The sequence below is a fragment of the Paraburkholderia sp. NMBU_R16 genome, from assembly GCF_013282575.1.
Taxonomy (GTDB): domain Bacteria; phylum Pseudomonadota; class Gammaproteobacteria; order Burkholderiales; family Burkholderiaceae; genus Trinickia.
In genome coordinates this window covers 96,028-117,620 of sequence record NZ_JAAAYE010000007.1, presented here as the reverse complement: position 1 = coordinate 117,620, position 21,593 = coordinate 96,028, and the positions used below count along the sequence as shown (strand labels likewise).

The 21,593-nt window shown below is 64.4% G+C and carries 19 protein-coding genes and 1 pseudogene; 8 read left to right on the top strand and 12 right to left on the bottom strand.

What is annotated here, in order from left to right; translation table 11 throughout:
• Positions 1 to 9: 9 nt before the first annotated feature.
• From mrdA to GWC77_RS05410, 4 genes are all read right to left on the bottom strand, one after another.
• Positions 10 to 2,265: a penicillin-binding protein 2 gene (mrdA, locus tag GWC77_RS05425; RefSeq protein ID WP_254366817.1), complete on the bottom strand. Its 2,256-nt coding sequence runs from the start codon at positions 2,263 to 2,265 to the stop codon at positions 10 to 12.
• 19 nt (positions 2,266 to 2,284) lie between these two features.
• On the bottom strand, positions 2,285 to 2,797 hold the full coding sequence (gene mreD / locus GWC77_RS05420) for a rod shape-determining protein MreD (RefSeq protein WP_173255846.1): 513 nt from the start codon (positions 2,795 to 2,797) through the stop codon (positions 2,285 to 2,287).
• Positions 2,794 to 3,900 carry a rod shape-determining protein MreC gene (mreC, locus tag GWC77_RS05415; protein WP_173255845.1) on the bottom strand — a complete coding sequence of 369 codons (1,107 nt, stop codon included), beginning with the start codon at positions 3,898 to 3,900 and terminating at the stop codon, positions 2,794 to 2,796. Before mreC ends, mreD begins: the two co-directional genes overlap by 4 nt.
• 99 nt (positions 3,901 to 3,999) lie before the next feature.
• A complete protein-coding gene (locus GWC77_RS05410) occupies positions 4,000 to 5,043 on the bottom strand; it encodes a rod shape-determining protein (RefSeq protein WP_017772379.1) in 1,044 nt (347 codons plus the stop codon).
• A gap of 394 nt (positions 5,044 to 5,437) precedes the next feature.
• Here GWC77_RS05410 and gatC point away from each other — a divergent pair, with 394 nt between their 5' ends.
• From gatC to GWC77_RS05385, 5 genes are all read left to right on the top strand, one after another.
• Entirely contained in the window at positions 5,438 to 5,737 is a 300-nt protein-coding gene (gene gatC, locus GWC77_RS05405) for an Asp-tRNA(Asn)/Glu-tRNA(Gln) amidotransferase subunit GatC (RefSeq protein WP_173255844.1), read from the top strand.
• Positions 5,738 to 5,770: 33 nt separating this feature from the next.
• On the top strand, positions 5,771 to 7,258 hold the full coding sequence (gatA, locus tag GWC77_RS05400) for an Asp-tRNA(Asn)/Glu-tRNA(Gln) amidotransferase subunit GatA (RefSeq protein ID WP_173255843.1): 1,488 nt from the start codon (positions 5,771 to 5,773) through the stop codon (positions 7,256 to 7,258).
• The gene (gatB, locus tag GWC77_RS05395) at positions 7,255 to 8,730 is read left to right on the top strand and encodes an Asp-tRNA(Asn)/Glu-tRNA(Gln) amidotransferase subunit GatB (RefSeq protein WP_173255842.1); all 1,476 of its coding nucleotides are present in this window, start codon (positions 7,255 to 7,257) and stop codon (positions 8,728 to 8,730) included. The genes gatA and gatB overlap by 4 nt, the downstream gene beginning before the upstream one ends.
• 39 nt (positions 8,731 to 8,769) lie before the next feature.
• The gene (locus GWC77_RS05390) at positions 8,770 to 9,609 is read left to right on the top strand and encodes a PPK2 family polyphosphate kinase (protein ID WP_173255841.1); all 840 of its coding nucleotides are present in this window, start codon (positions 8,770 to 8,772) and stop codon (positions 9,607 to 9,609) included.
• Positions 9,610 to 9,677: 68 nt separating this feature from the next.
• Complete coding sequence (locus GWC77_RS05385) at positions 9,678 to 10,451, top strand: exodeoxyribonuclease III (RefSeq protein WP_173255840.1); 774 nt, start codon at positions 9,678 to 9,680, stop codon at positions 10,449 to 10,451.
• 26 nt (positions 10,452 to 10,477) lie between these two features.
• Here the strand turns inward: GWC77_RS05385 and GWC77_RS05380 are convergent, their stop codons facing one another.
• The 7 genes and pseudogenes from GWC77_RS05380 to argB form a co-directional block, all read right to left on the bottom strand.
• Positions 10,478 to 11,485, bottom strand: a complete 1,008-nt coding sequence (locus tag GWC77_RS05380; RefSeq protein WP_254366816.1) for a M48 family metallopeptidase — start codon at positions 11,483 to 11,485, stop codon at positions 10,478 to 10,480.
• Complete coding sequence (locus GWC77_RS05375) at positions 11,482 to 12,768, bottom strand: AmpG family muropeptide MFS transporter (RefSeq protein WP_173255874.1); 1,287 nt, start codon at positions 12,766 to 12,768, stop codon at positions 11,482 to 11,484. The genes GWC77_RS05380 and GWC77_RS05375 overlap by 4 nt, the downstream gene beginning before the upstream one ends.
• Before the next feature lie 38 nt (positions 12,769 to 12,806).
• The gene (gene metW, locus GWC77_RS05370; protein WP_173255838.1) at positions 12,807 to 13,439 is read right to left on the bottom strand and encodes a methionine biosynthesis protein MetW; all 633 of its coding nucleotides are present in this window, start codon (positions 13,437 to 13,439) and stop codon (positions 12,807 to 12,809) included.
• The gene (locus GWC77_RS05365; RefSeq protein ID WP_173255837.1) at positions 13,436 to 14,593 is read right to left on the bottom strand and encodes a homoserine O-acetyltransferase; all 1,158 of its coding nucleotides are present in this window, start codon (positions 14,591 to 14,593) and stop codon (positions 13,436 to 13,438) included. Before GWC77_RS05365 ends, metW begins: the two co-directional genes overlap by 4 nt.
• A gap of 249 nt (positions 14,594 to 14,842) precedes the next feature.
• Positions 14,843 to 15,436: pseudogene (gene slmA / locus GWC77_RS05360) on the bottom strand (nucleoid occlusion factor SlmA); the annotation flags it as partial.
• Positions 15,437 to 15,512: 76 nt separating this feature from the next.
• On the bottom strand, positions 15,513 to 16,286 hold the full coding sequence (locus GWC77_RS05355; RefSeq protein ID WP_173255835.1) for a pyrimidine 5'-nucleotidase: 774 nt from the start codon (positions 16,284 to 16,286) through the stop codon (positions 15,513 to 15,515).
• A 65-nt stretch (positions 16,287 to 16,351) separates the two neighbouring features.
• Positions 16,352 to 17,251, bottom strand: coding sequence for an acetylglutamate kinase (gene argB, locus GWC77_RS05350; protein WP_173255834.1), 900 nt, complete (start codon positions 17,249 to 17,251; stop codon positions 16,352 to 16,354).
• A 210-nt stretch (positions 17,252 to 17,461) separates the two neighbouring features.
• On the opposite strand from argB, the gene GWC77_RS29505 reads away from it, so the two are divergent.
• The 3 genes from GWC77_RS29505 to GWC77_RS05340 are packed head-to-tail and all read left to right on the top strand — an operon-like array spanning position 17,462 to position 19,511.
• On the top strand, positions 17,462 to 17,698 hold the full coding sequence (locus GWC77_RS29505; protein WP_254366815.1) for a cysteine-rich CWC family protein: 237 nt from the start codon (positions 17,462 to 17,464) through the stop codon (positions 17,696 to 17,698).
• 8 nt (positions 17,699 to 17,706) lie between these two features.
• Entirely contained in the window at positions 17,707 to 18,972 is a 1,266-nt protein-coding gene (locus tag GWC77_RS05345) for an ATP-binding protein (RefSeq protein ID WP_173255833.1), read from the top strand.
• Positions 18,969 to 19,511, top strand: a complete 543-nt coding sequence (locus GWC77_RS05340; RefSeq protein ID WP_173255832.1) for a response regulator transcription factor — start codon at positions 18,969 to 18,971, stop codon at positions 19,509 to 19,511. Before GWC77_RS05345 ends, GWC77_RS05340 begins: the two co-directional genes overlap by 4 nt.
• 263 nt (positions 19,512 to 19,774) lie before the next feature.
• Here GWC77_RS05340 and GWC77_RS05335 read toward each other — a convergent pair whose 3' ends face one another.
• Complete coding sequence (locus tag GWC77_RS05335) at positions 19,775 to 21,508, bottom strand: carboxylesterase/lipase family protein (protein ID WP_367949000.1); 1,734 nt, start codon at positions 21,506 to 21,508, stop codon at positions 19,775 to 19,777.
• Positions 21,509 to 21,593: the final 85 nt, after the last annotated feature.

The following is a 21,593-nucleotide window of genomic DNA, read 5'->3' as shown; positions in this document are numbered from 1 at the left end:
GGCCCTCCGTTAGTCGTCGGCACCGGCCGAAGCCGGCATCGCGCTCGCCGTGCCCGATGTCCGCACCGCGCGATTGTCGCGCGCCGGCGCCATGGCCTCGTCGGATCCGGTGTGACGCTTGGGCGGTGTCGGCGCGGGCTGCGGCGCGGGCTGCGGTGCGGGCTGTGAAGCGGCCGCCGACGGTGCCGGCGCCGCGGCCGCCGAGGCCGGAACGTCGGGCAGCGGCAGCGGCTTGAAGCCGGGTGCGACCGTCACCGGCGTGACGGCGCTGGCCGGCTGCGCAGCGGTGGCTTGCCCGATTGCCGGCTCCGACGGCGCCTGCGTGGCCGAGGCCGCGGTCGCGACGGCGGCTTGCAGCACACCGGGCTTGTTGCGCTGAAGCAGGTAGTAGTCGAGCACGCTGTGCACGATCGGCGCAGCCACGCTCGCCCCCCAGCCGCCGTTTTCGACGATGAGCGCAACGGCGATTTGAGGATGGTCGGCCGGCGCAAACGCGATGAAAAGCGAATGGTCGCGCAAATGCTCGGCCAGCGCGCCGCCATGATATTTCTGGCCCTGCAACGAAAACACCTGCGCCGTCCCCGTCTTGCCGCCGACGAGATAGGGCGCATTGCGAAAAACCTGATAGGCGGTGCCGGACGGATTGCTCGTGACGGCAACCATCGCCCGTTTCACGAGATCGAGATCGGATTGCGTGACGGTGGTGATGCGTCCGCTTTCGTGCGGCACCGTGAGGCGCATCTGATGCGTGATCGGGTTCTCGATTTCCTTGACGAGGTGCGGCCGCATGATGACGCCGTCATTGGCGAGCGTCGCCGTGGCGTGCGCGAGCTGCAGCATCGTGAACGAGTTATAACCCTGGCCGATCCCGAGGCTGATCGTTTCGCCTTCGTACCAGCGCTGCTGTTCGGGCTTGCGATATGCCTTTTTCTTCCAGTCGGTCGAAGGCAGAATGCCGCGCGCCTCGCCCGCGATATCGATGCCCGTGATCTGCCCGAAACCCCAGGGCTTCATGAAATTGGCGATCGCATTGACGCCGAGATCGTGCGCGAGCATGTAGAAGTAGGTGTCGTTCGACACCATGATCGCGCGGTTCATGTCGATCCAGCCCTGCCCCTGGGGCACGTCATTGCGGAACGTGTGGCCCGCGAACGTATAAAAGCCCGGATCGTGGAATCCCCATTCCGGCGTCCGCTTTTTCAGCGCAAGCGCGGCCAGCGCCATGAACGGCTTGTAAGTCGAGCCCGGCGGATAGGCACTGTGAAGCGGCCGATTCAAAAGCGGATGGTCCGGCGAGTTGTTCAGCGCATCCCAGGTCGGCTGATCGATGCCGTCCACGAACGCGTTGGGGTCGAAACTCGGCGCTGACACGAACGCGAGCACGTCACCCGTCGCGGGCTCGATGGCCACGAGCGCCCCGCGCCTTCCCGCGAACGCCTGCTCGGCCACTTGCTGCAGCCCGATGTCGAGCGACAGCACGAGATTGTTGCCCGGCGTCGCCTGCGTGCGCGACAGCGTGCGCACCGGGCGGCCGCCGGCCGTGACTTCCACTTCCTCGAAACCCGTCAGCCCATGCAGCTCCGTCTCGTAGCTTTGCTCGACGCCGATCTTGCCGATGTAGTCGGTGCCCTTGTAATTGTTCGCGTCGAGCCGCGGATCGTAATGATCCGGATCGCTGTCGTTTTGCTCGCTGGCCGCGTCGATGCGCTCCTGATCGCGCTGCGAGATCCGCCCGATATAGCCGATTACGTGTGCCGCCGTCATGCCCAGCGGATATTGACGGAACAGCCGCGCGCGGACATCGACACCGGGAAAACGAAAGCGCTGAGCCGTGAAGCGCGCGACTTCCTCATCGGTGAGGCGGGTGCGGATCGGCAGGCTCTCGAAGTTCTTCGAATCCTCGAGAAGCTTTTTGAAGCGGCGCCGATCGACCGCGTCGATGTTGACGACGGTGGCGAGTTTGTCGATGACGTTTTCGAGCGAATCGTCGAGCTTCGAGGGCGTGATTTCGAGCGTATAAGCCGAGTAGTTGCGCGCGAGTACGACGCCGTTGCGATCGGTGATGACGCCGCGATTCGGCACGATCGGCGCCACCGAGATGCGGTTTTCGTCGGCCTGCAGCGAGTACTTGCTGTAATGCCAGACCTGCAGAAACAGAAAACGGAAGACGAGCAGCCCGAAGCACACGAGCACGAACAGGCCCGCGGCGGCGACGCGCACGCGAAACCGCGAGAGCTGCTGCTGGGTGTTCTTGAATTCGGTCATGCGCGCGAGCTCGGCATGCTCAGATGGGCCGCGTGTCGTCGGGATCGGCCGGACGGCGTTGCGGCATCAACAGCAGCGTGCAGGCAAGCGGCCAGAGCGCCGCTTCCACGAAGCCGTGCACGAGATAGCCCCAGCCCGGGAATGCTGCGCCCATCAAGAGCCGTGTAATGAACGGCACGAGTTGGGCGATGACGAGCAGCGGCGCCACGGCGAACACCTGCAGGCCGCGCGGCATCCACAGTACGCGCCGGTGGATCGTGATCGCCCCGTAGGAAAGCAACGTGTAAGCGAGGGCGTGCTCGCCGAGCAGGCTTGCATCGTGTACATCCATCAGCAAGCCGAGAAAAAACGCGATGCCCATGCCGACCTTGCGCGGCTGATGCACGTTCCAGAACAGGACGACGAGCGCGACGAAGTCCGGCACGCCGATGAGATGGCCCCACGGCATCAGATTCAGCAAGAACGCGGCGGCGAGACTGAACGCGATGAAGTACGGATTGACCGGCAGCAGGATGTATTGCGGACGGTTCATCGCTGCGCTCCCGCCGGCACCGCGGCTCGCGTCGTTGCGCGATCGGCTGGCTTCGCCGCGGGCGGCTGCGAAACCGTCGGTTGCTCGCCCGCTTTCGGCAGGCTGTTCGCTGCGCCCTTTTCCGAGCCGGGGCTTTTTTCCGTGGCCTTCTCGGCTGCCTTGTCTGCCGCTTTCTCGCCTTTTTGCCCTTTATCCGTGGCCTTGCCGGCTTTCTTGCCCTTCCCGTCTTTCGCGCCGGGCTCCGGCTGGGGCTCCGGACGTGGCGGCAGATTGCTCTGGTAATGAAGAACGAGGACGTCGCGCGCACCGCGCACTTTGGCGACAGGCACGCAAATCACGCGCGCGAACGCCGTATCGGCCAGTTTGTCGACGCGCGCTACCTTCGCAACGGGCAATCCGGGCGGATAGACGCCATCGAGCCCGCTTGTCACGAGTTCGTCGCCGGCAACGATATCGGCGCTGATCGGCACGAAGCGCAGCTCCAGCGCGTTGCCCGCGGGAGTGCCATAGACGACGCCACGCAGCCCCGTGCGCACGATCTGCACGGGCACGGCCTGATCCTTGTCGGTGAGCAGCGTCACCTCGGATTGCATCGGGAACACGCGCGTGACCTGTCCGATCATGCCGTCTTCGCTGACGACGGGCGAGCCGTTCTGGATGCCTTGCTGCGAACCACGGCCGATCACGACCTTTTGCGTGAACGGATCGCGCGTGTCGTATTGGATTTCCGCAGGTGTCGTTTGGGTGCCGATTTCGTGGCTCAGATCGAGCAATGCCCGCAGGTGAGCGTTTTGCGCCGCCAGCGAGGCGTTCAGATTGGCTTCGACCGACAGCTGAAGATTTTTCGCGGCGAGCTTCTGGTTGTCGCTGCGCAACGTAACCGTCGACACCGCAAAGCTCGTGGCACCGAGCGCGAGATCGCGCGGGACCAGTGCCGCGCGCTGCAGCGGGTAGAGTCCGACGTCGAGCACGCCACGCACGATTTCGAGCGTTTTGAAACGCGCGTCCGAGATCAGCAGCGCAAGTGCGAGTGCAACGAAGAAAATGAGCCGCGCAAGCGCGGACGGGCCTTGCTTGAACAGAGGCGGCGGACTGTATTCCATGGTCGACGCCGGGGGCGTGATCGTGAGCGGGCGACGGCGCAGTGCTTCAGCGCACCGGGAGACCCGGCGATAGCGTGTGCGCTGCGCCCGCGAAGCTCATCACTCGTACGAGAAGATGCTGCCGAGCTTGTCCATCCGCTCGAGCGCCATGCCCGAGCCGCGGACCACGCAGGTGAGCGGATCTTCGGCCACGAGCACCGGCAGCCCCGTTTCTTCGGCGAGCAGCCGGTCCAGATCGCGCAACAGCGCGCCGCCGCCGGTGAGCATCATGCCGCGCTCGGCGATATCGGCACCGAGTTCCGGCGGGGTTTGCTCGAGCGCGATCTTGACCGAGGAGACGATCTGGTTCAGCGGGTCGGTCAGCGCTTCGAGGATTTCGTTGCTCGAAATCGTGAAGCTGCGCGGAATGCCTTCGGACAGGTTGCGCCCTTTGACTTCCATTTCCTTGACTTCCGAGCCCGGGAACGCGGAGCCGATTTCCTTTTTGATGGCCTCGGCGGTTTGCTCGCCGATGAGCATGCCGTAATTGCGGCGGATATAGTTGACGATGGCTTCGTCGAATTTGTCGCCGCCGACGCGCACCGAGCCTTTATAGACGATGCCGCCGAGCGAGATGACGCCGACTTCGGTGGTGCCGCCGCCGATATCGACGACCATCGAGCCCGTGGCCTCCGATACCGGCAGGCCCGCGCCGATCGCCGCGGCCATCGGTTCTTCGATGAGGTAGACCTGCGAGGCACCGGCACCGTGCGCGGCTTCCTTGATCGCGCGTCGCTCGACCTGGGTCGAGCCGCAGGGCACGCAGATGATGATGCGCGGCGACGGCGAGAACATCCGCGATTCATGCGCCGTCTTGATGAACTGCTTGATCATCTGCTCGGTGACCGTGAAATCGGCGATGACGCCGTCTTTCATCGGCCGGATCGCCTCGATGTTGCCCGGCACCTTGCCGAGCATCTGCTTGGCTTCCCGGCCCACCGCCTGGATGGTTTTCTTGCCGTTCGGACCGCCTTCCTGGCGGATCGATACCACGGAAGGTTCGTCGAGGACGATGCCCTTGCCGCGCATGTAGATGAGGGTGTTGGCGGTGCCGAGATCGATCGCCAGATCGTTCGAGAAGTAGCTGCGCAAAAAGCCGAACATGAAATTCCTGTCTCGCCGGGGAAGAGCCGGGCTTCGCCACCTTGGGCGCTGCCGCGGCAGCGGAAAAAATAAAAGCCTCGGGATCGGGCGTGAACGGTGCGCCGATACCTGCGTACCGCCCACCGCGAGCGCGAAGCTGCGATGAATTCGACCGGAAGGCCGCACGAGGCGAGGCGGCAGCGTGGTTTTCAGCGCCAAAACCCCCTGCGAGGGACGGTCCGGGTTTGGTTCGAACGCGTAATGATACCTTATAATTTCGACCTATTTGTAGTAAACGGACGGTCCTTTTTGCCGTTCCCGGCCCGCTGTTCCGGGGTCTGAAGCGGCACTTCAACAGTTTCGCGCGGCACCGTTTCGGGCGCCGCGCGAGGCCCCTTTTTCTCCGGTGAGACGCATGGCCTTGACCCTGACCGATGTGAAACGCATCGCCCATCTCGCGCGGCTCGAGCTGCCCGAGGCGGACGCCGAGCCGACGCTCGCCCAGCTCAACGAATTTTTCGGCCTCGTCGAGCAGATGCAGGCGGTCGACACGGCCGGCATCGCCCCGCTCGCGCATCCGATCGAGCAGATCGAGGATGTCGCGTTGCGGCTCCGGGACGATGCCGTCACGGAAACAGTCGAACGCGAAGCCAACCAGCAGTGCGCGCCGGCCGTCCAGGACGGCCTTTACCTCGTACCGAAGGTGATCGAGTAACCGAATCGTCTTCAAGACAGGAACGAACCAGACATGCACGCCAACAGTTTGACCGAGCTCTCCCGCGCGCTCGCGACGCGGCAGATCTCGGCCGTCGAGCTCGCGCAGCTCTTTCTCGAGCGGATCGAATCCGCGCGCGAATTGAACGCCTTCATCGAAGTCGCGCCCGAGCGTACGCTCCAGGCCGCGCGCGCGGCCGACGCCCGTATCGCCGCGGGCGACGCCGGCCCGCTCACCGGGGTGCCGGTGGCCCACAAGGACGTGTTCGTGACGCGCGGCTGGCACTCCACGGCCGGCTCCAAAATGCTCGCCGGCTACGAGAGCCCGTTCGATGCGACCGTCGTCGAGCGGCTCGCGCGAGCCGGCATGGTGACGCTCGGCAAGACCAACATGGACGAGTTCGCGATGGGCTCGTCGAACGAGAACTCCGCCTTCGGGCCGGTGCGTAATCCATGGGATACGCGAGCCGTACCGGGGGGCTCGTCGGGCGGCTCGGCCGCGGCCGTCGCCGCCCGGCTCGCGCCCGCCGCGACCGCCACCGATACGGGAGGCTCGATCCGTCAACCTGCGTCGTTTTCAGGCGTGACGGGCATCAAGCCCACCTACGGCCGCGTATCGCGTTACGGCATGATCGCGTTCGCGTCGTCGCTGGACCAGGGTGGGCCCATGGCGCAGAGCGCCGCGGATTGTGCGCTGCTGCTCAATGCGATGGCCGGTTTCGATGAACGCGATTCCACGAGCCTTGCGAGAGAGGACGAGGATTTCGGGCGTTATCTCGACAAGCCCTGGGATGCCTCGGGCAGCGCGGACAAACCGCTTGCCGGCCTGCGCATCGGCTTGCCGAACGAGTATTTCGGCGCCGGTCTGGCCGATGACGTCCGCGAGGCCGTCGACGCCGCGCTCAAGGAGTACGAGGCGCTCGGCGCGACGCTCGTGCCGGTTTCGCTGCCGAAGACCGAGCTGTCGATTCCGGTCTACTACGTGATCGCGCCGGCCGAGGCATCGTCGAACCTGTCGCGTTTCGACGGCGTGCGCTACGGTCACCGCGCGGCTCAGTACCGCGACCTGCTCGACATGTACAAGAAGTCGCGCGCCGAAGGGTTCGGCCCGGAGGTCAAGCGCCGTATTCTCGTCGGGACGTACGTGCTCTCGCACGGGTACTACGATGCCTACTACCTGCAGGCACAGAAGATTCGCCGCATCATCGCACAGGATTTCCAGGAAGCCTTCCACCACTGCGATGTCATCATGGGGCCTGTCGCGCCAACGGTCGCATGGGATATCGGCGCAAAAGGCGACGACCCCGTGCAGATGTATCTGGCGGATGTCTACACGCTCTCGGTGAGCCTGGCCGGCCTGCCCGGCATGAGCGTGCCTTGCGGTTTCGGCGCCGGCGCGGGCGCAAAGCGCCCGGTGGGCTTGCAGATCATCGGCAATTACTTCAACGAGGCCCGTATGTTGCAGATCGCTCACGCGTATCAGCGCGCGACGGACTGGCAGCAACAAGCGCCGGAGGCATGACCATGCAGTGGGAAGTCGTAATCGGCATCGAGACGCACGCGCAGCTCTCGACAGCCTCGAAGATCTTTTCGGGCGCCTCTACGCGCTTCGGCGCGGAGCCCAACACGCAGGCATGCGCCGTCGATCTGGCGCTGCCCGGCGTGTTGCCGGTCATGAACAAGGGAGCGGTCGAGCGGGCGATTCGTCTGGGACTCGCCGTCGGCGCGACGGTCGCGCCGCGCAGCATTTTTGCGCGCAAGAACTACTTCTACCCCGATCTGCCCAAGGGCTACCAGATCAGCCAGTACGAAATCCCCGTCGTGCAGGGTGGCGCGATCACGATCCAGGTTCCGGCCAACGAGAAGACGGGCACCGCCGCATATGAAAAGACGATCCATTTGACGCGCGCTCACCTCGAGGAAGATGCCGGCAAATCGTTGCACGAGGATTTCGCCGGCATGACGGGTATCGATCTGAACCGTGCCGGCACGCCGCTGCTCGAGATCGTGACGGAGCCCGACATGCGCAGCGCGGCGGAGGCCGTCGCTTACGCGAAGTCGCTCCACGCGCTCGTCGTCTGGCTGGGCATTTGCGACGGCAACATGCAGGAAGGCTCGTTCCGCTGCGACGCCAACGTTTCTGTGCGCCCCGTAGGCCAAGAGCAATTCGGTACCCGCGCCGAGATCAAGAATCTCAATTCGTTCCGTTTTCTCGAAGAGGCGATTCAATACGAGGTGCGCCGGCAGATCGAGCTGATCGAGGACGGCGGCACCGTGGTTCAGGAAACGCGTCTTTACGATCCGGACAAGCGCGAGACGCGCTCGATGCGCAGCAAGGAAGACGCGCACGACTATCGCTATTTCCCCGACCCGGACCTGATGCCGCTCGTGATCGATGCGGGATGGATCGAGCGCGTGAAGCTCGAGATGCCCGAATTGCCGGCCGCGATGCAGGAACGGTTCGTGCAGCAATACGGGTTGACGCCCTACGATGCAGCGGTGCTGACATCGAGCAAGGCAATGGCGGCCTACTTCGAGGCTGTCGTGGCGAAGCTCGGCGCCTCGCAGGCGAAAACGGCCGCGAACTGGCTGATGGGCGAGGTCTCGTCGCAACTGAATCGCGATGGTCTCGAGATCGGCGCGTGCCCGGTGTCCGCGGCGCAGTTGGCGCTCGTGCTGCAACGGATCGCCGACGGCACCATATCGAACAAGATCGCCAAGGAGATCTTCCTCGCGATTTGGGACGAGAAGGCGACCGACGACGCTGCGGCGGATCGCATCATCGAAGCCAAGGGCCTGAAGCAGATCTCCGATACGGGCGCACTCGAAGCGATCATCGATGACGTGCTGGCGGCCAATCCGAAATCGGTCGAGGAGTACCGGGCCGGCAAGGAAAAGGCGTTCAACGCGCTGATTGGGCAGGCGATGAAGGCTACGAAAGGAAAGGCCAATCCGCAGCAGGTCAACGAGCTACTGAAGAAGAAGCTCTCATGATGCGGCACGGCAGCGGCTTCGAAAGGCGTGAATGAAGTCATGGTAAAACGAGCGCATTTGGACGACTTCCGAGTCCCGTTCTTCGACAGCGGCAACAAGAGCGACGCCTTCGATCTGACAGACTTCGATCCGGCCGACAAGCCGTTCTCGGCCCGCACGAAGCAGGCCGATCGCGAGCGGCTGGCGGCGCTCGCCGTCCAACTCGACGAAATGCAGGAGCGCTTGCACGCGCAACGCCGCGAGCGTGTCCTGCTGATCTTGCAGGGCATGGATACGAGCGGCAAGGACGGCACGATTCGCGCGGTATTTCACGAGGTCGACCCGCTGGGCCTGCGCATCGTGCAGTTCCGCGCGCCGACACTCGACGAAGCCGCACATGACTTTCTTTGGCGCGTGCATGTCCACGCGCCCGCGGCGGGCGAGCTGACGATTTTCAATCGGAGCCATTACGAGGATCTGCTCGTCCCGCGTGTGCAGGGACAACTGAACGACGAGGCATTCACAGCCCGTGCGTGCCATATCCGTCATTTCGAAGCGCTCCTTGCGGATTCCGGGACGGCGATTCTCAAGTGTTTCCTGCACATCTCGAAGGAAGAGCAGCGCGGCCGTCTGCAGGCGCGCATCGACGACCCGACCAAACATTGGAAATTCGATCTGTCGGATCTGGATGCGCGCAAGCAATGGGATGACTACCAGAAGGCTTACCGCGATACGTTGGCGGCCACATCGACCGACTACGCCCCTTGGTACGTGGTGCCGGCGGACTCGAAATCGCATCGGAACGTGATGGTGGCGGCATTGCTGCTGCGCGTATTCGAAAGTCTTTCGCTCGAGTATCCGCCCGCCAAGGCTTCCCTGACCGGCGTGACCGTCGTGTGACGCCTGTGTCGGTATCGGGGGCGGCCGCAGTCGAATCGACGAACAACGAACAACGAAAGGAAACGAGCATGCTGCGCGTGATTACCGCCAACCTCAACGGCATTCGGTCTGCCGCGAAAAAAGGCTTCTTCGAATGGTTCGGCGAACAGGAGGCCGATGTTCTCTGCGTGCAGGAAGTCAAATGTTCGCAGGAGGACATGACGCCCGAGTTCCTTGCGCCGCACGATTTCACGGGCTATTTCCAGCACGCCGTCAAAAAGGGCTATAGCGGCGCGGGCCTTTACACGCGGCGCCAGCCCGACGATGTCATCATCGGGTTCGGCAGCGCGGAATTCGATCCGGAAGGTCGTTATGTCGAAGCGCGTTTCGGCGAACTGTCGATCGTTTCGGTGTATGTGCCGTCCGGTTCGAGCGGCGAGGAGCGCCAGCAGGCCAAGTACCGCTTCATGGACGAATTCATGCCGCATCTGGCCAAGCTGCGCGAATCGCGCGAGGTCATTCTCTGCGGGGACGTCAATATCGTCCACAAGGAAATCGACATCAAGAACTGGAAGAGCAACCAAAAGAACTCCGGTTGCCTGCCCGAGGAGCGAGCATGGCTCACGAGGCTTTTCGACGAAGTCGGCTATGTCGATGTCTTTCGCACGCTCGATCCGCGCCCCGAGCAGTACACGTGGTGGAGCAACCGGGGCCAAGCCTACGCCAAGAACGTCGGGTGGCGGATCGATTATCAGATCGCGACACCCGGTATTGCCGAGAAGGCCAAACGGACCTCCATTTTCCGCGACATCAAGTTCAGCGATCACGCGCCGCTGACCGTCGATTACGATCACTGGGGCTGATCGCGGCGTCTGGGGGCTCGCAGAGATCAACGATTGCGCGTAGGCCGCGCCTTCGGCGATTTGACGCCGGGATAGTCGGGCAGCCGATCGGGTTCGACGCCGCGCGCTTTCGCGTACTGCGCGAGCATGTCGGGCAGGCGCTTGATGATATCGAGCCTGCGCGCTTCGCTGTAAGGGTGGATATGAATGAAGCCGGTGCCACGGTCGCCGCGTGTCGCGTCGGCCAGCTTGTCCCAAAGCGGCACCGCCGCGCGGGGATCGAAGCCGGCGCGCGCCGCGATATCGGCGCCGATCACGTCGGCCTCCGTTTCGTCGGTCGCATCGTAGCGCATGGCCAGAATCGGGCTGCCAAGGCCCGGCGCCTGGGGCTGTGAGCCGTCGAACTCGGTCACGCCGAACAACTGCGGCAGCGGATCGGTACCGAACGGTGCCGCCTGTTGAGCGCTGAGCCGGTCGCGCACCTGCTCACGCAGCGCATGGGCGATCATGTGGCCGAACAGCACACCGAGTTCGTCGTCCTTGAGGCGCAGGCGATCGAGCAGGCCGCTATAGACGACGAGCTTGCCGCCCGGCAGGCAAAACATGCCGATCTCGCGCGAGCGTACGACGTTGACTTCCCATCGCCAATCCTTGATGCGCTCGCTCCATTTATCGCCGTAAGGCGCCACGCGCATAAGGATCGAGTGCACGCGCTCGACGCGCGGGTCGCTCGCCGGCAGCAGGCGGCCCTCGCCGCGAGCCCGCTCGATCAACTGCGTGTACTCGACGGCCGACTGTGCTTCGAGGAGCGGCGACGGAATGAGGCTGCGGAACGTCGGGCCGCTGCCGAAATGCACGGTCGCATTAGGCGCGAGTGCGCTCGATGCCGGGGCGGGTGCCGAGGCCGGAATCGCCGCCGAACTGGTGCCGGCACTGGCGGCCAGCAACGGCTGTGCCGCCAGCAACACGAGGGCAGCCGATGCCAGCGCGGGTATTCGCACGAGGGGCCGCACCGTGCGATGGCGGGAACGGCACGAGGTGGCCCCTCGCTTCATGCGCGCGAACTCCATGGGGCAACTTTCGGCAATAGCAGCATGCCGGGTACCGCAAGCAAGGCACAGAGAAAGAAATAGTCGAACCAGCCGATTTCCGTAACGATGTAACCGCTCGCCGCCGAGGCAAGCGTTCGCGGAACGGAAGCGAGGCTCGTGAACAGCGCGAACTGTGTCGCGGTGTAGCGCGGATCGGTGGTGCTGGCGATATAGGCTGTGAAGGCTGCCAGCGTCAAACCCGTGGCAAATGTTTCGAAGCCGTAGATGAGTGCGAGTGCCGCGGGCGACGGTCCGATCTTGGCCAGCCAGGCGAAACCCAGCGTGGAGACGATCTGCACCACGCCGAACACCCAAAGCCCACGGGCGATGCCGACTTTCACGAGCCAGGCGCCACCGATGATGCCGCCGGCGAGGCTTGCCCAGAACGCCGTCGTTTTGGCGATCACCCCGATCGCGGTCTTGTCGAAGCCGATGTCGAGAAAGAACGAGGTGGACAGCGTGGTCGCCATCACATCCCCGAGCTTGTAGAGGAAGATGAACGCGAGGATCAAAAGTGCTGCGCTCCAGCCGTCGCGCGAAATGAACTCGGTGAACGGCTCCACGATAGCGGCGCGCAGGTTTTTCGGCGGCTGACCGCTGACCTGCGGCTCCCTCACCACGAGCGTCAGGACGATACCGGGCAGCATGAATGCGGCGGTGGCAGCGAACACGACGGTCCACGGCAGGTGATCGGAAAGGATCAGCGAAAGCGAGCCCGGAATGAGCGCCGCGACCTTGTAGGCGTTCACATGTATCGCGTTGCCCAGCCCCTGCTCGGTATCGGCGAGCAACTCGCGGCGATAGGCATCGATGACGATGTCCTGGCTCGCACCGAAAAATGCGACGAGCGCCGTCAGTGCCGCGACTGTCCAGATCTCCTCGCGCGGCGACACGAACCCGAGCGCCGCGATCGCGCCCGCGACGAGCAACTGCGTGGCGAGCATCCAGCCACGACGGCGCCCCGGACGCCAGCCCGGCAGCCGTGGGACGTACCGGTCCATCAACGGCGCCCAGACGAACTTCCAGGTATAGGGGAACTGGATCAGTGCGAACAGGCCGATTTCCTTGAGATTGACGCCTTCGGAACGCAGCCAGGCTTGCACGAGATAGACGAGCGTAAAAAGCGGCAATCCCGACGTGAAGCCGAGAAAGACGCAGATCAGCATGTGCCGGTTCAGGAATGCCCGCCAGCCGGGATGGTCCTCGTGAGCGCCCAGCGGGGCGTGCTCGTGCGGCGGGTTCGGAATATCTCGTTTGATAGGCGGCCTCTTGGGATGGTGCTGCGTCAGCCCGGGGACGGAACACCCGGCGCGGCGCGCTTCACGCGATAGACCGCAAGACTACCACGCCAGTTTCGGCCCCAGCGCACCGTCCGGCCTTCATGCAGGACGACGCGATCGAGGATCTCGATCCCGACTTCGGGGGCGAGCGCTTCGAAATCCTCGATCGTCAGTACGCGAACGTTGGGCGTGTTGTGCCATTGATAAGGCAGCGAACGCGAAACGGGCATGCGTCCGCGCAGCACCGAGAGGCGGTGCGGCCAGTAACCGAAATTCGGAAAGGAGACGATGCATTCCTTGCCGACGCGAACCGTTTCGCGCAGGATCGCGGCCGTTTGATGGATCGTCTGCAGCGTTTGCGAGAGGATTGCGAAGTCGAAGCTGTCGTCTTCGAAGAGTCGCAGGCCATCTTCGAGATTCTGCTGAATGACGTTCACGCCGTGTTTGACGCATGCGAGCACGCCCGCGTCGTTGATCTCGATGCCGTAGCCGCGCACCTCGAGCTCCTCGGTGAGCAGTGCGAGCAGCGTGCCGTCCGCGCAGCCTAGGTCGAGCACGGTCGAGCGGGGCTCGACCCAGCGCGCGATGGCGCGAAAATCGGCGCGTGTGGCGAGCGAATCGATAGCGGACTGGTTCATGCGCCGACCTCCTCGGCAATGCGCGCGTAATAGGCGCGTAGCAGATTGTGATAGCGCGCGTCGTCGAGCAGAAACGCGTCGTGACCATGCGGCGCATCGATTTCCGCGTAAGTGACTTGCCGCTTGTGATCGAGCAGCGCCTTGACGATCTCGCGCGAGCGCGCCGGCGCGAAGCGCCAGTCGGTGGTGAAGCTGACGACGAGGTATTTCGCGCGCGTCGCGGCGAGCGCGGCCGTCAGATCGCCGCCGAAAGCGCGGGCGGGATCGAAATAATCGAGCGCGCGCGTAATGAGCAAGTAGGTGTTCGCATCGAAGTAATCGGCGAACTTGTCGCCCTGATAGCGCAGATACGACTCCACTTCGAATTCGACATCGAAGTTGAAGTTGTAGGCGGCGCCCGCGGCTCCGTTCTCGGCGTTCTCCCGCCGCAGCGCACGGCCGAACTTCGTCGCCATGTCGTCATCGGACAGGTAGGTGATATGCCCGATCATGCGGGCGACCCGCAGGCCTCGCCTCGGTTTGACGCCGTGAGCGTAGTAGTCGCCGCCGTGAAAATCCGGATCGGACAGGATCGCCGAGCGCGCCACTTCGTTGAACGCGATGTTCTGTGCCGAAAGCTTCGGCGTCGAAGCGATGTCTATGCAGTGCGCGACGCGCTCCGGGTACATCGTGCTCCAGGCGAGTGCCTGCATGCCGCCGAGGCTGCCGCCCATGACGGCGGCGAAACGCTCGATGCCGAACGCATCGGCCACGCGCGCCTGCGCGTTGACCCAGTCCTCGACGGTCACGACGGGAAAACTCGCGCCGTACGGGCGTCCGGTCGCCGGATCGATGCTCATCGGCCCCGTCGAGCCGAAGCACGAGCCCAGGTTGTTCACGCCGATGACGAAGAACCGGTTCGTATCGAGCGGCTTGCCGGGGCCGACGAGGTTGTCCCACCAGCCGATGTTCTTGGGTTGATCCGCATAGAAGCCTGCGACGTGATGCGAGGCATTGAGCGCATGGCAGACTAGCACCGCGTTCGAGCGCGCGGCGTTGAGCGTGCCATACGTTTCGACCATGAGATCGTAGCCTGCGAGCGTGCTGCCGTTTTGCAGCGCGAGCGGCTCATTGAACTGCATACGTTGTGGCGTGACGATACCGATCGATTCCATTCATTCCGCCTCATGACAGGGCGGCTAAATGGTGTCGGCGATGCGCGGGGCAAGGCGGGCGCGGCTGACGACCTCTTTAGCCGCATTTATAGTGAATCCCATTTCGAGGGATTCGCGCGCCCGCAATCGAGTCGACAAATCGGCGCGCAGCTTGAGCTCGAACCCTCGAGCCACCCGACACGGTACCCCGTGACCGGGGCCGCATTCAGCAAGCAGACGGCAAAGAATAGCGGAAATCGAGTGCTTGCGCTATTGGAGAATCAGCCGCAGTTCGGCTTCGGCGTGCTCGGCCGGCGCGCGCGCAAAGCCGCTTCGCGCATAGCGGTGCCAGCGGCCGAGTACGTAGCTGACGAGCAGACTGGCCCTGAGCGCGGGGTCGTAATCGGCCGGCAGCGGTGCGGCCGCGTCGTGCGCGCCCTGGTTCGCCTCCATGAGCGCGACGCGCAGGCACTGCTTCACGGAGGTCTCCACGCGTTCGAGCATCTGCGTGACGCGCGCGCTCAGGCGTTCGTGCTCGCCGACGAGCGCCTCGCCCGTCAGCACCCGTGTCATCCCGGGATTTTTGGCCGCGAAGTTCAGCAGCATGACGCCGATTGCGCGCGCCTGCAGGACGCCGTTCGGCTCCTTGGCCGCGATCTGGTTGATGAGCCCAAAAAAGGTGCTTTCGATGAACTCGATCAGCGCTTCGAACATTTGGGCCTTGCTCGCGAACTGCCGATAAAGCGCCGCCTCGGAGACGCCGAGCCGGGCGGCGAGCGCCGCCGTCGTGATTTTCTCGCCTTTCGGGGCTTCGAGCATCGTGGCGAGCGTCTGCAGGATATGCACGCGCCGCTCGCCCGGTTTCATGCGCGGCGCTTTGCCGGTCCCCGCGGGGTTCGCTACACCTTCGGCCTCGCCATCGAGGATCGCTGCTTGCCGTTCAGTCGAGCGCATGGGAGCTCCGCGAGATGACCCGTCGGAGCGATTTTAGCGAACGAATGCGGCTATCGATATAGTGGGGGCGTCCGGCACCCGGCATTCGTGCCGCGCGGCGCTCGCCGCGTCCGTCGCGTTCGCCGCGCACCGGTGCGACGAGGTGCCCGACGATCCATACGGTGCCGATGCCGAGGCGCCGGTAGCGCTTCAAATGGGAGCGCGTATCTTCCACGAGCACGGCTTCGGCGAGCCGCACGCGCGCGGCTCGCAACACGTGGCGCAGCATCGCGAGATCGGGTTTCGCGTGCCACTGACCGCGCCGGCGCATATGTTCGATCGCGATGATTCGCTCGAACAGGCGCTCGATGCCGAGTTCGTTGAGCACGGCCCGCGCGTAGCCCTCCGGCGCGTTGGTCAGCACGATCTTGCGGCCCGGCAGCGCGTCGATCAGGCGCGCCAACCCCCGCTCGGCGCGCAGCATCTGGCGCAGCTCGGGCATCGCGTGCGCCACGCGCAGGAATTCGTGCGGATCGATCGGATGATGTCGCGCCAGGCCGAGCAGCGTTGCACCGTAGCGCCGCACATAGGCGAGCCGTAATTCATCGGCTTCAGCGCGCCCGATGCCGAGCGCGTCGATGATGTAGCGCGTCATCCCCTCGTTGATCGCCGGAAAGATCGCGTGCGATGCGCTGTGGAGCGTGTTATCGAGATCGAACAGCCAGACGGGGCCGCCGCCGCGATGTGCGGGACGGCGCCGGCGGGAAACGGGAATTGGCATGACGTGTGAGGGCAAGCGGCGGCGCGGCGCGCAGGGCCGCAGACAGCCGCGCCGCGCTCGTGGCCTCAGTGAGAGCGGATCATCGTGCCGAACGGCTGCTCGGTCAGAATTTCGAGCAGCACCGAGTGCTCGATCCGGCCGTCGATGATGTGTACCGAGCGCACACCGCTCTTAGCGGCGTCGAGCGCCGAGGCGATCTTCGGCAGCATGCCGCCCGAGATCGTGCCGTCGGCGAACAGCGCGTCGATCTCGCGTGCCGAAAGATCGGTCAGCAGATTGCCGGCCTTGTCCATGACGCCGGGGATGTTCGTCATCATGACGAGCTTTTCGGCATTGAGCACGACGGCCAGCTTGCCGGCCACGAGGTCCGCGTTGATGTTGTACGACAGGCCGTCCTCGCCGAAGCCGATCGGCGAAATGACGGGAATGAACGCATCGTCCTGCAGCGCCTTCACGACAGCCGGATTGATCGCCTCCACCTCGCCCACCTGGCCGATATCGACGTACTGCCCGGGGTTGTCCCGATCCGGCATCATCAGCTTGCGCGCATGGATGAGGCCGCCGTCCTTGCCTGTCAGACCTACGGCCTGGCCGCCGAAGTGATTGATGAGCGTGACGATGTCCTGCTGGACTTCACCGCCCAGCACCCATTCGACGACTTCCATCGTTTCTTCGTCGGTCACCCGCATGCCCTGGATGAACGTGCCTTGCTTGCCGATCTTCTTGAGCGCCTGATCGATCTGGGGGCCGCCGCCGTGCACGATGACGGGATTGATGCCAACAAGTTTGAGCAAGATCACATCGCGTGCGAATCCTTGCTTTAACCTCTCTTCCGTCATCGCATTGCCGCCGTATTTGATGACGACGGTCTTGCCGTGGTACTGACGGATATAAGGCAGGGCCTCGGCCAGAATTTCGGCTTTCAGCGTAGGCGCGATCTGGGCGAGGTCGTGAGGCTCGGACATGGCGGCAAGCTCGGCAGGCAACAGGGGTTCGAACGAGTGAGAGAGGCGAAAACAGGCCGAATTGTACAGGACTGGTGCTATGTTCCGCGGTTTTTGGTCGCAGGGCCGACGGCCGCATGCGGCTTGGCGCGAGGGCACGCATGCGCCGTGCCGGGAACGCTGGCATGATGCACTTGTCGTCCATGTTTCGGTTTTTTGCGGGCAATCGTCATGAGCCGTTCGCAGCGAAAATCGCCCGAGTGCGCGGCGGCACGCCCTGCCCGGTGCTCTCGGTGCGGCACGCCGTTCGATTGCGGCCGCGATGCGAAGCCCTTCGAGTGCTGGTGTGCTTCGCTGCCGCCGGTGGCGGCCGAGCGGCTCGTACCGGGGTGTGGTTGCCTGTGCCCGCGGTGTCTCGCCGAAGCGAGCGCGCCGCGCTGCCCGCCCTCGCCTCCGTTTCCCGATTGAGTCTCTCGATGCACCGAATCACCAATACCGGCCGCGTGAACCTGGGCCATCTGTTCTGGCTCCGCTCGCTGGCCATCATCGGTCAGCTTGCGACGATTGCCGTCGTCGAGCAGTTCTTCGGCGTCCATCTGCCGCTGCCGGCGATGCTCGCGATCATCGGGCTCGAGGTGCTTTTCAATGCGTTGACCTGGGTTCGCGTCGCCAGCGCGCGGCCGGAAACCGATCTCGAGTTGCTGGGCCAGCTTTGGGTGGATCTCGCGGCGCTTTCGGGACTGCTCTTTCTGTCGGGCGGCACGACGAATCCATTCGTTTCGCTTTATCTGCCCTCGCTTGCGATCGCCGCCGCCGTGCTGCCCTGGCGGCACATGATCTGGCTGGCCATTTTTGCGATGTGTTGCTATGTCGCGCTCGGCTTCGATTCGGTGCCGCTCAATATGGACAACCCGGCCAATCTGTTCGATTACTACCGCGCCGGCATGTGGGTCAACTTCATGGTGAGCGTCGGGCTCATCGCCTGGTTCGTCGCACGTATGTCGAATGCGCTGCGCCAGCGTGACGCCGCGCTCGGCGAGGCGCAGCAGCGACTCTTGCGCGACGAGCGTGCCGTGGCACTCGGCGTGCAGGCCGCAACCGTCGCGCACGAGATGGGCACGCCGCTTTCGACGATCGCCATGCTGACCGAGGAGCTGCGTGCGTCGGCCCAGCACGACAAGGGACTCTCGCCGTATGCGCCGGATCTCGATCTGCTCGAGCAGCAGATGACGCTTTGCACGTCGGCGCTCGCGCGGCTGCGCAGCCGAGCCTCCGAATCGTCGCATCGCGAAAATCTCGAGCAATGGTTGGGCGGTTTTTCGGAGCAATGGCGGCTGCGCCATCCCCACGTGAAATTCGAGCGGCTCGGCGCACCGTGCGCCGATGCGTGTGTCGACGATACGACGGCCGTCGGGCAGATTCTCACGATTCTTCTCGATAACGCGGCGCGCGTAAGTCGCGACAGCGTGACGCTCGCGGCGCTGGTGTCAGCGGGCGTCATCGAATTCGAAGTGCGCGACTGCGGGCCCGGCATCGCGCCCGCGCTGCGTGCGCAACTCGGCGCGACGCCGGTCGATAGCGCCCAAGGCGGTCATGGCGTCGGGCTTTATCTCGCGTTTTCGGCGGCCGCGCGCCTGGGCGGCTCGATCGAGCTTGCCGATGGCGTGCCGCGAGGCACGCGCGCGATTCTGCGTGTGCCCGCCGCCTCTTCTTCATCCGATTCCAGGGAGACCCTACGATGAGCGACACCCCTTTTCTCGTCATCGACGATGACGAAGTATTCTCGGGCATTCTCGCGCGCGGCTTGACCCGCCGCGGCTACGAGGTTCATCAGGCGCACAACGCGCAGGAGGCGATCCAGCTTGCCAATGCGCACAAATTCGATCTGATCACGGTCGATCTGCACCTGGGCGGCGATTCCGGCTTGAACCTCGTCGCGCCGCTGCGCGAGCTTCAGCCCGATGCGCGGATGCTGGTGCTGACCGGCTATGCAAGCATCGCGACGGCTGTGCAAGCGGTCAAGGATGGGGCCGACAATTACCTCGCTAAGCCGGCCAATATCGAGTCGATCTTGAGCGCACTGAAGGAAGAAGCGAGCGTCGAGCAGGCGGAGGCGGCACTCGAAAGCCCGGCGCTGCTTTCGGTGGCGCGGCTCGAATGGGAGCATATTCAGCGTGCGTTGGCCGAGAACGGCGGCAACATTTCGGCCACGGCGAGGGCGCTCAATATGCATCGGCGGACGCTGCAAAGGAAGCTGGCGAAGCGGCCGGTGAAGCAGTAGGACGAGGTGCGCACGCAGGTCGCGTCCGAGCCACCCGAATCCTGGGCGACCGCAGATGACCGCGCTCGAAAGCGGCCTTGAATGCTTGGGAGCACTCGCCCGGGTAACGTACAACGTCCGGCGCACCAGCACTCCACGGGGAAAAGCGTGAACGGCACAGCTGCCGCGGCGGGCTGTGCCCGGGCGTCGACCCGCTCGTCGACGCCCGGTCCGGCGCAGCCGTTGTTGAATGAACGGCTGCGCTACAGGATGACAGACGCCTGCTATTGGGGGATGGGAAGCGCGAAGTCGTTCAACTGCCCGCTTTCGACGAGACGCTGGATCAACCCTTGCCGCGGTGCGCTGCGATCCCACGACGCATGGGTGTTCTCCCCGATGATCTGCTGCAACATCCCGCGATTACCGGTACGAACGGCGCCCCAATCCGGTACGGAGCCCGCGGTGGCCACTACGCCTTGCTCCGTTGCCGCCTCGCCTGACGTTGCACCGTTCGGATCGCCCGTCTTCACGAACTGCTCGATATAACGCGAGAACACGCGTGCAACGTCGTAGTCAGCCGCCGTCCATGCATACTGCCGCAAGTGTTCCAGGTTGCCGAGCGAGTAGGCCACCTGCGCGTTATGCGCCGCCCCCGGAGCGGGTAGGTCCGGCTGAGCAGGCTCGGGCGACGCTTTCAGCTCCGCTGGCAGAGGTTGGGTATAGCGGTAATAGAAGACTGGCGACTGGCCCGTCTGCCGGTGATGATCCATCCACCGCCACGTACTGTGGTTGACGAACAGATCCCCTGCCAGTGCAGCCGCCGCATGCTTGACCTCTTCCGTATCGTTGCCGGGGTAATGCGCGAGGACTTCTTCCGCGTGATCCTTGAAGTGCGTTTGAATCGCTCCCCGCCAAGCCTCCGGTGTCGGGGCGGCCTTGCCGAGCAGCGCCGTGAAAGGCTGTTCCTGCGCGTTCGATCCCACGAGCAGCGGCACCTGCGCTTGCCCGCCGCTGGCGAATACCTGCTCGGGCGACGCAGGCAGGAAGTGGCCATCGACATGCGGCCAGAAAATCGCCGAGCCCGGCGCGAACTTGAGCTGCGTGGATGCCGTCAGCAGTGTGCGTGCCGGCAACGAGCGCAGCTGCTGCAGCGACGTTGCGCCGACGCGCGTCGAGAACTGCGTCGCCGCCGCCACTGCCTGCTCGCGCGCCCACAGGCGGTTCGGCGCGAATGCGCCGCCGCTTTCGCCGATGGCCCGGGCAAAGAGCCCGCGCGAGAGCGGCGAGACCATGTGAGCGCTGACTGCGACCGAGCCGGCCGAATTGCCGGCGATCGTCACTTTCGACGGATCGCCGCCGAACTGCGCGATATTGTCCCGTACCCAGCGCAGTGCGGCGACTTGATCGAGGAGACCGTAGTTGCCGGTCGCACCGTTCGAGGATTCCGTTGCCGCATCGGGCGATGCCAGGAATCCGAATGCACCGAGCCGGTAGTTGACCGTCACCGCGATGACGCCGCGCGAAGCCATGGTCGTGCCGTCATAACGAGGCTCCGAGCCATCCCCCGAGACGAATCCACCGCCGTGAAAATAGACGAGTACGGGCAGTTTGGCGTCCGGATTGCTCGCCGGCGTCCAGACGTTCAGGTAGAGGCAATCTTCGCTCATCTCCTTCGAGCGGAAATCCGGCTTGGCGGCGCCGGTGACAGGCGCCTGCATGCAACGAGGCCCGAACTGCCGGGCTTTCAATGCGCCAGCCCAGCGCGCGACGGGCTGCGGTTCGCGAAAGCGGAACTCGCCGACGGGCGGTGCCGCATACGGAATTCCGCGGAATACGCGGATGTCTTTATGCTGGCCGCGCATCTTGATGCCTTCGACGACGCCGTCGGCCAGGCGAACTTCGGGAGCTAGTGGCGCGCGCGCGGCATGAGCGCCGGGAGTCATGCACAAGAGAGAACCGCTGGCGGCGAGCGCCGCAACAACGGCACGATGGGTGACACGATCGAACGAAACTCTCACAGTCTTGCCTCCTTTTGTGGTTGAACTGTGGGTCTACGGCCCCACCGTTCGGGTGGGAGGCTCGATCATTGATGTCGAAATAATC

Bases quoted from the DNA above. Each gene is read 5' to 3' on its own strand.
- GWC77_RS29505 (WP_254366815.1), top strand. From the start codon at position 17,462: ATGAGCCGTTCGCAGCGAAAATCGCCCGAGTGCGCGGCGGCACGCCCT.
- GWC77_RS05345 (WP_173255833.1), top strand. From the start codon at position 17,707: ATGCACCGAATCACCAATACCGGCCGCGTGAACCTGGGCCATCTGTTC.
- mreD (WP_173255846.1), bottom strand. From the start codon at position 2,797: ATGAACCGTCCGCAATACATCCTGCTGCCGGTCAATCCGTACTTCATC.
- GWC77_RS05340 (WP_173255832.1), top strand. From the start codon at position 18,969: ATGAGCGACACCCCTTTTCTCGTCATCGACGATGACGAAGTATTCTCG.
- argB (WP_173255834.1), bottom strand. From the start codon at position 17,251: ATGTCCGAGCCTCACGACCTCGCCCAGATCGCGCCTACGCTGAAAGCC.
- GWC77_RS05390 (WP_173255841.1), top strand. From the start codon at position 8,770: ATGGTAAAACGAGCGCATTTGGACGACTTCCGAGTCCCGTTCTTCGAC.
- GWC77_RS05365 (WP_173255837.1), bottom strand. From the start codon at position 14,593: ATGGAATCGATCGGTATCGTCACGCCACAACGTATGCAGTTCAATGAG.
- mrdA (WP_254366817.1), bottom strand. From the start codon at position 2,265: ATGACCGAATTCAAGAACACCCAGCAGCAGCTCTCGCGGTTTCGCGTG.
- gatC (WP_173255844.1), top strand. From the start codon at position 5,438: ATGGCCTTGACCCTGACCGATGTGAAACGCATCGCCCATCTCGCGCGG.
- metW (WP_173255838.1), bottom strand. From the start codon at position 13,439: ATGAACCAGTCCGCTATCGATTCGCTCGCCACACGCGCCGATTTTCGC.
- GWC77_RS05380 (WP_254366816.1), bottom strand. From the start codon at position 11,485: ATGAAGCGAGGGGCCACCTCGTGCCGTTCCCGCCATCGCACGGTGCGG.
- mreC (WP_173255845.1), bottom strand. From the start codon at position 3,900: ATGGAATACAGTCCGCCGCCTCTGTTCAAGCAAGGCCCGTCCGCGCTT.
- GWC77_RS05410 (WP_017772379.1), bottom strand. From the start codon at position 5,043: ATGTTCGGCTTTTTGCGCAGCTACTTCTCGAACGATCTGGCGATCGAT.
- GWC77_RS05385 (WP_173255840.1), top strand. From the start codon at position 9,678: ATGCTGCGCGTGATTACCGCCAACCTCAACGGCATTCGGTCTGCCGCG.
- gatA (WP_173255843.1), top strand. From the start codon at position 5,771: ATGCACGCCAACAGTTTGACCGAGCTCTCCCGCGCGCTCGCGACGCGG.
- GWC77_RS05355 (WP_173255835.1), bottom strand. From the start codon at position 16,286: ATGCCAATTCCCGTTTCCCGCCGGCGCCGTCCCGCACATCGCGGCGGC.
- gatB (WP_173255842.1), top strand. From the start codon at position 7,255: ATGACCATGCAGTGGGAAGTCGTAATCGGCATCGAGACGCACGCGCAG.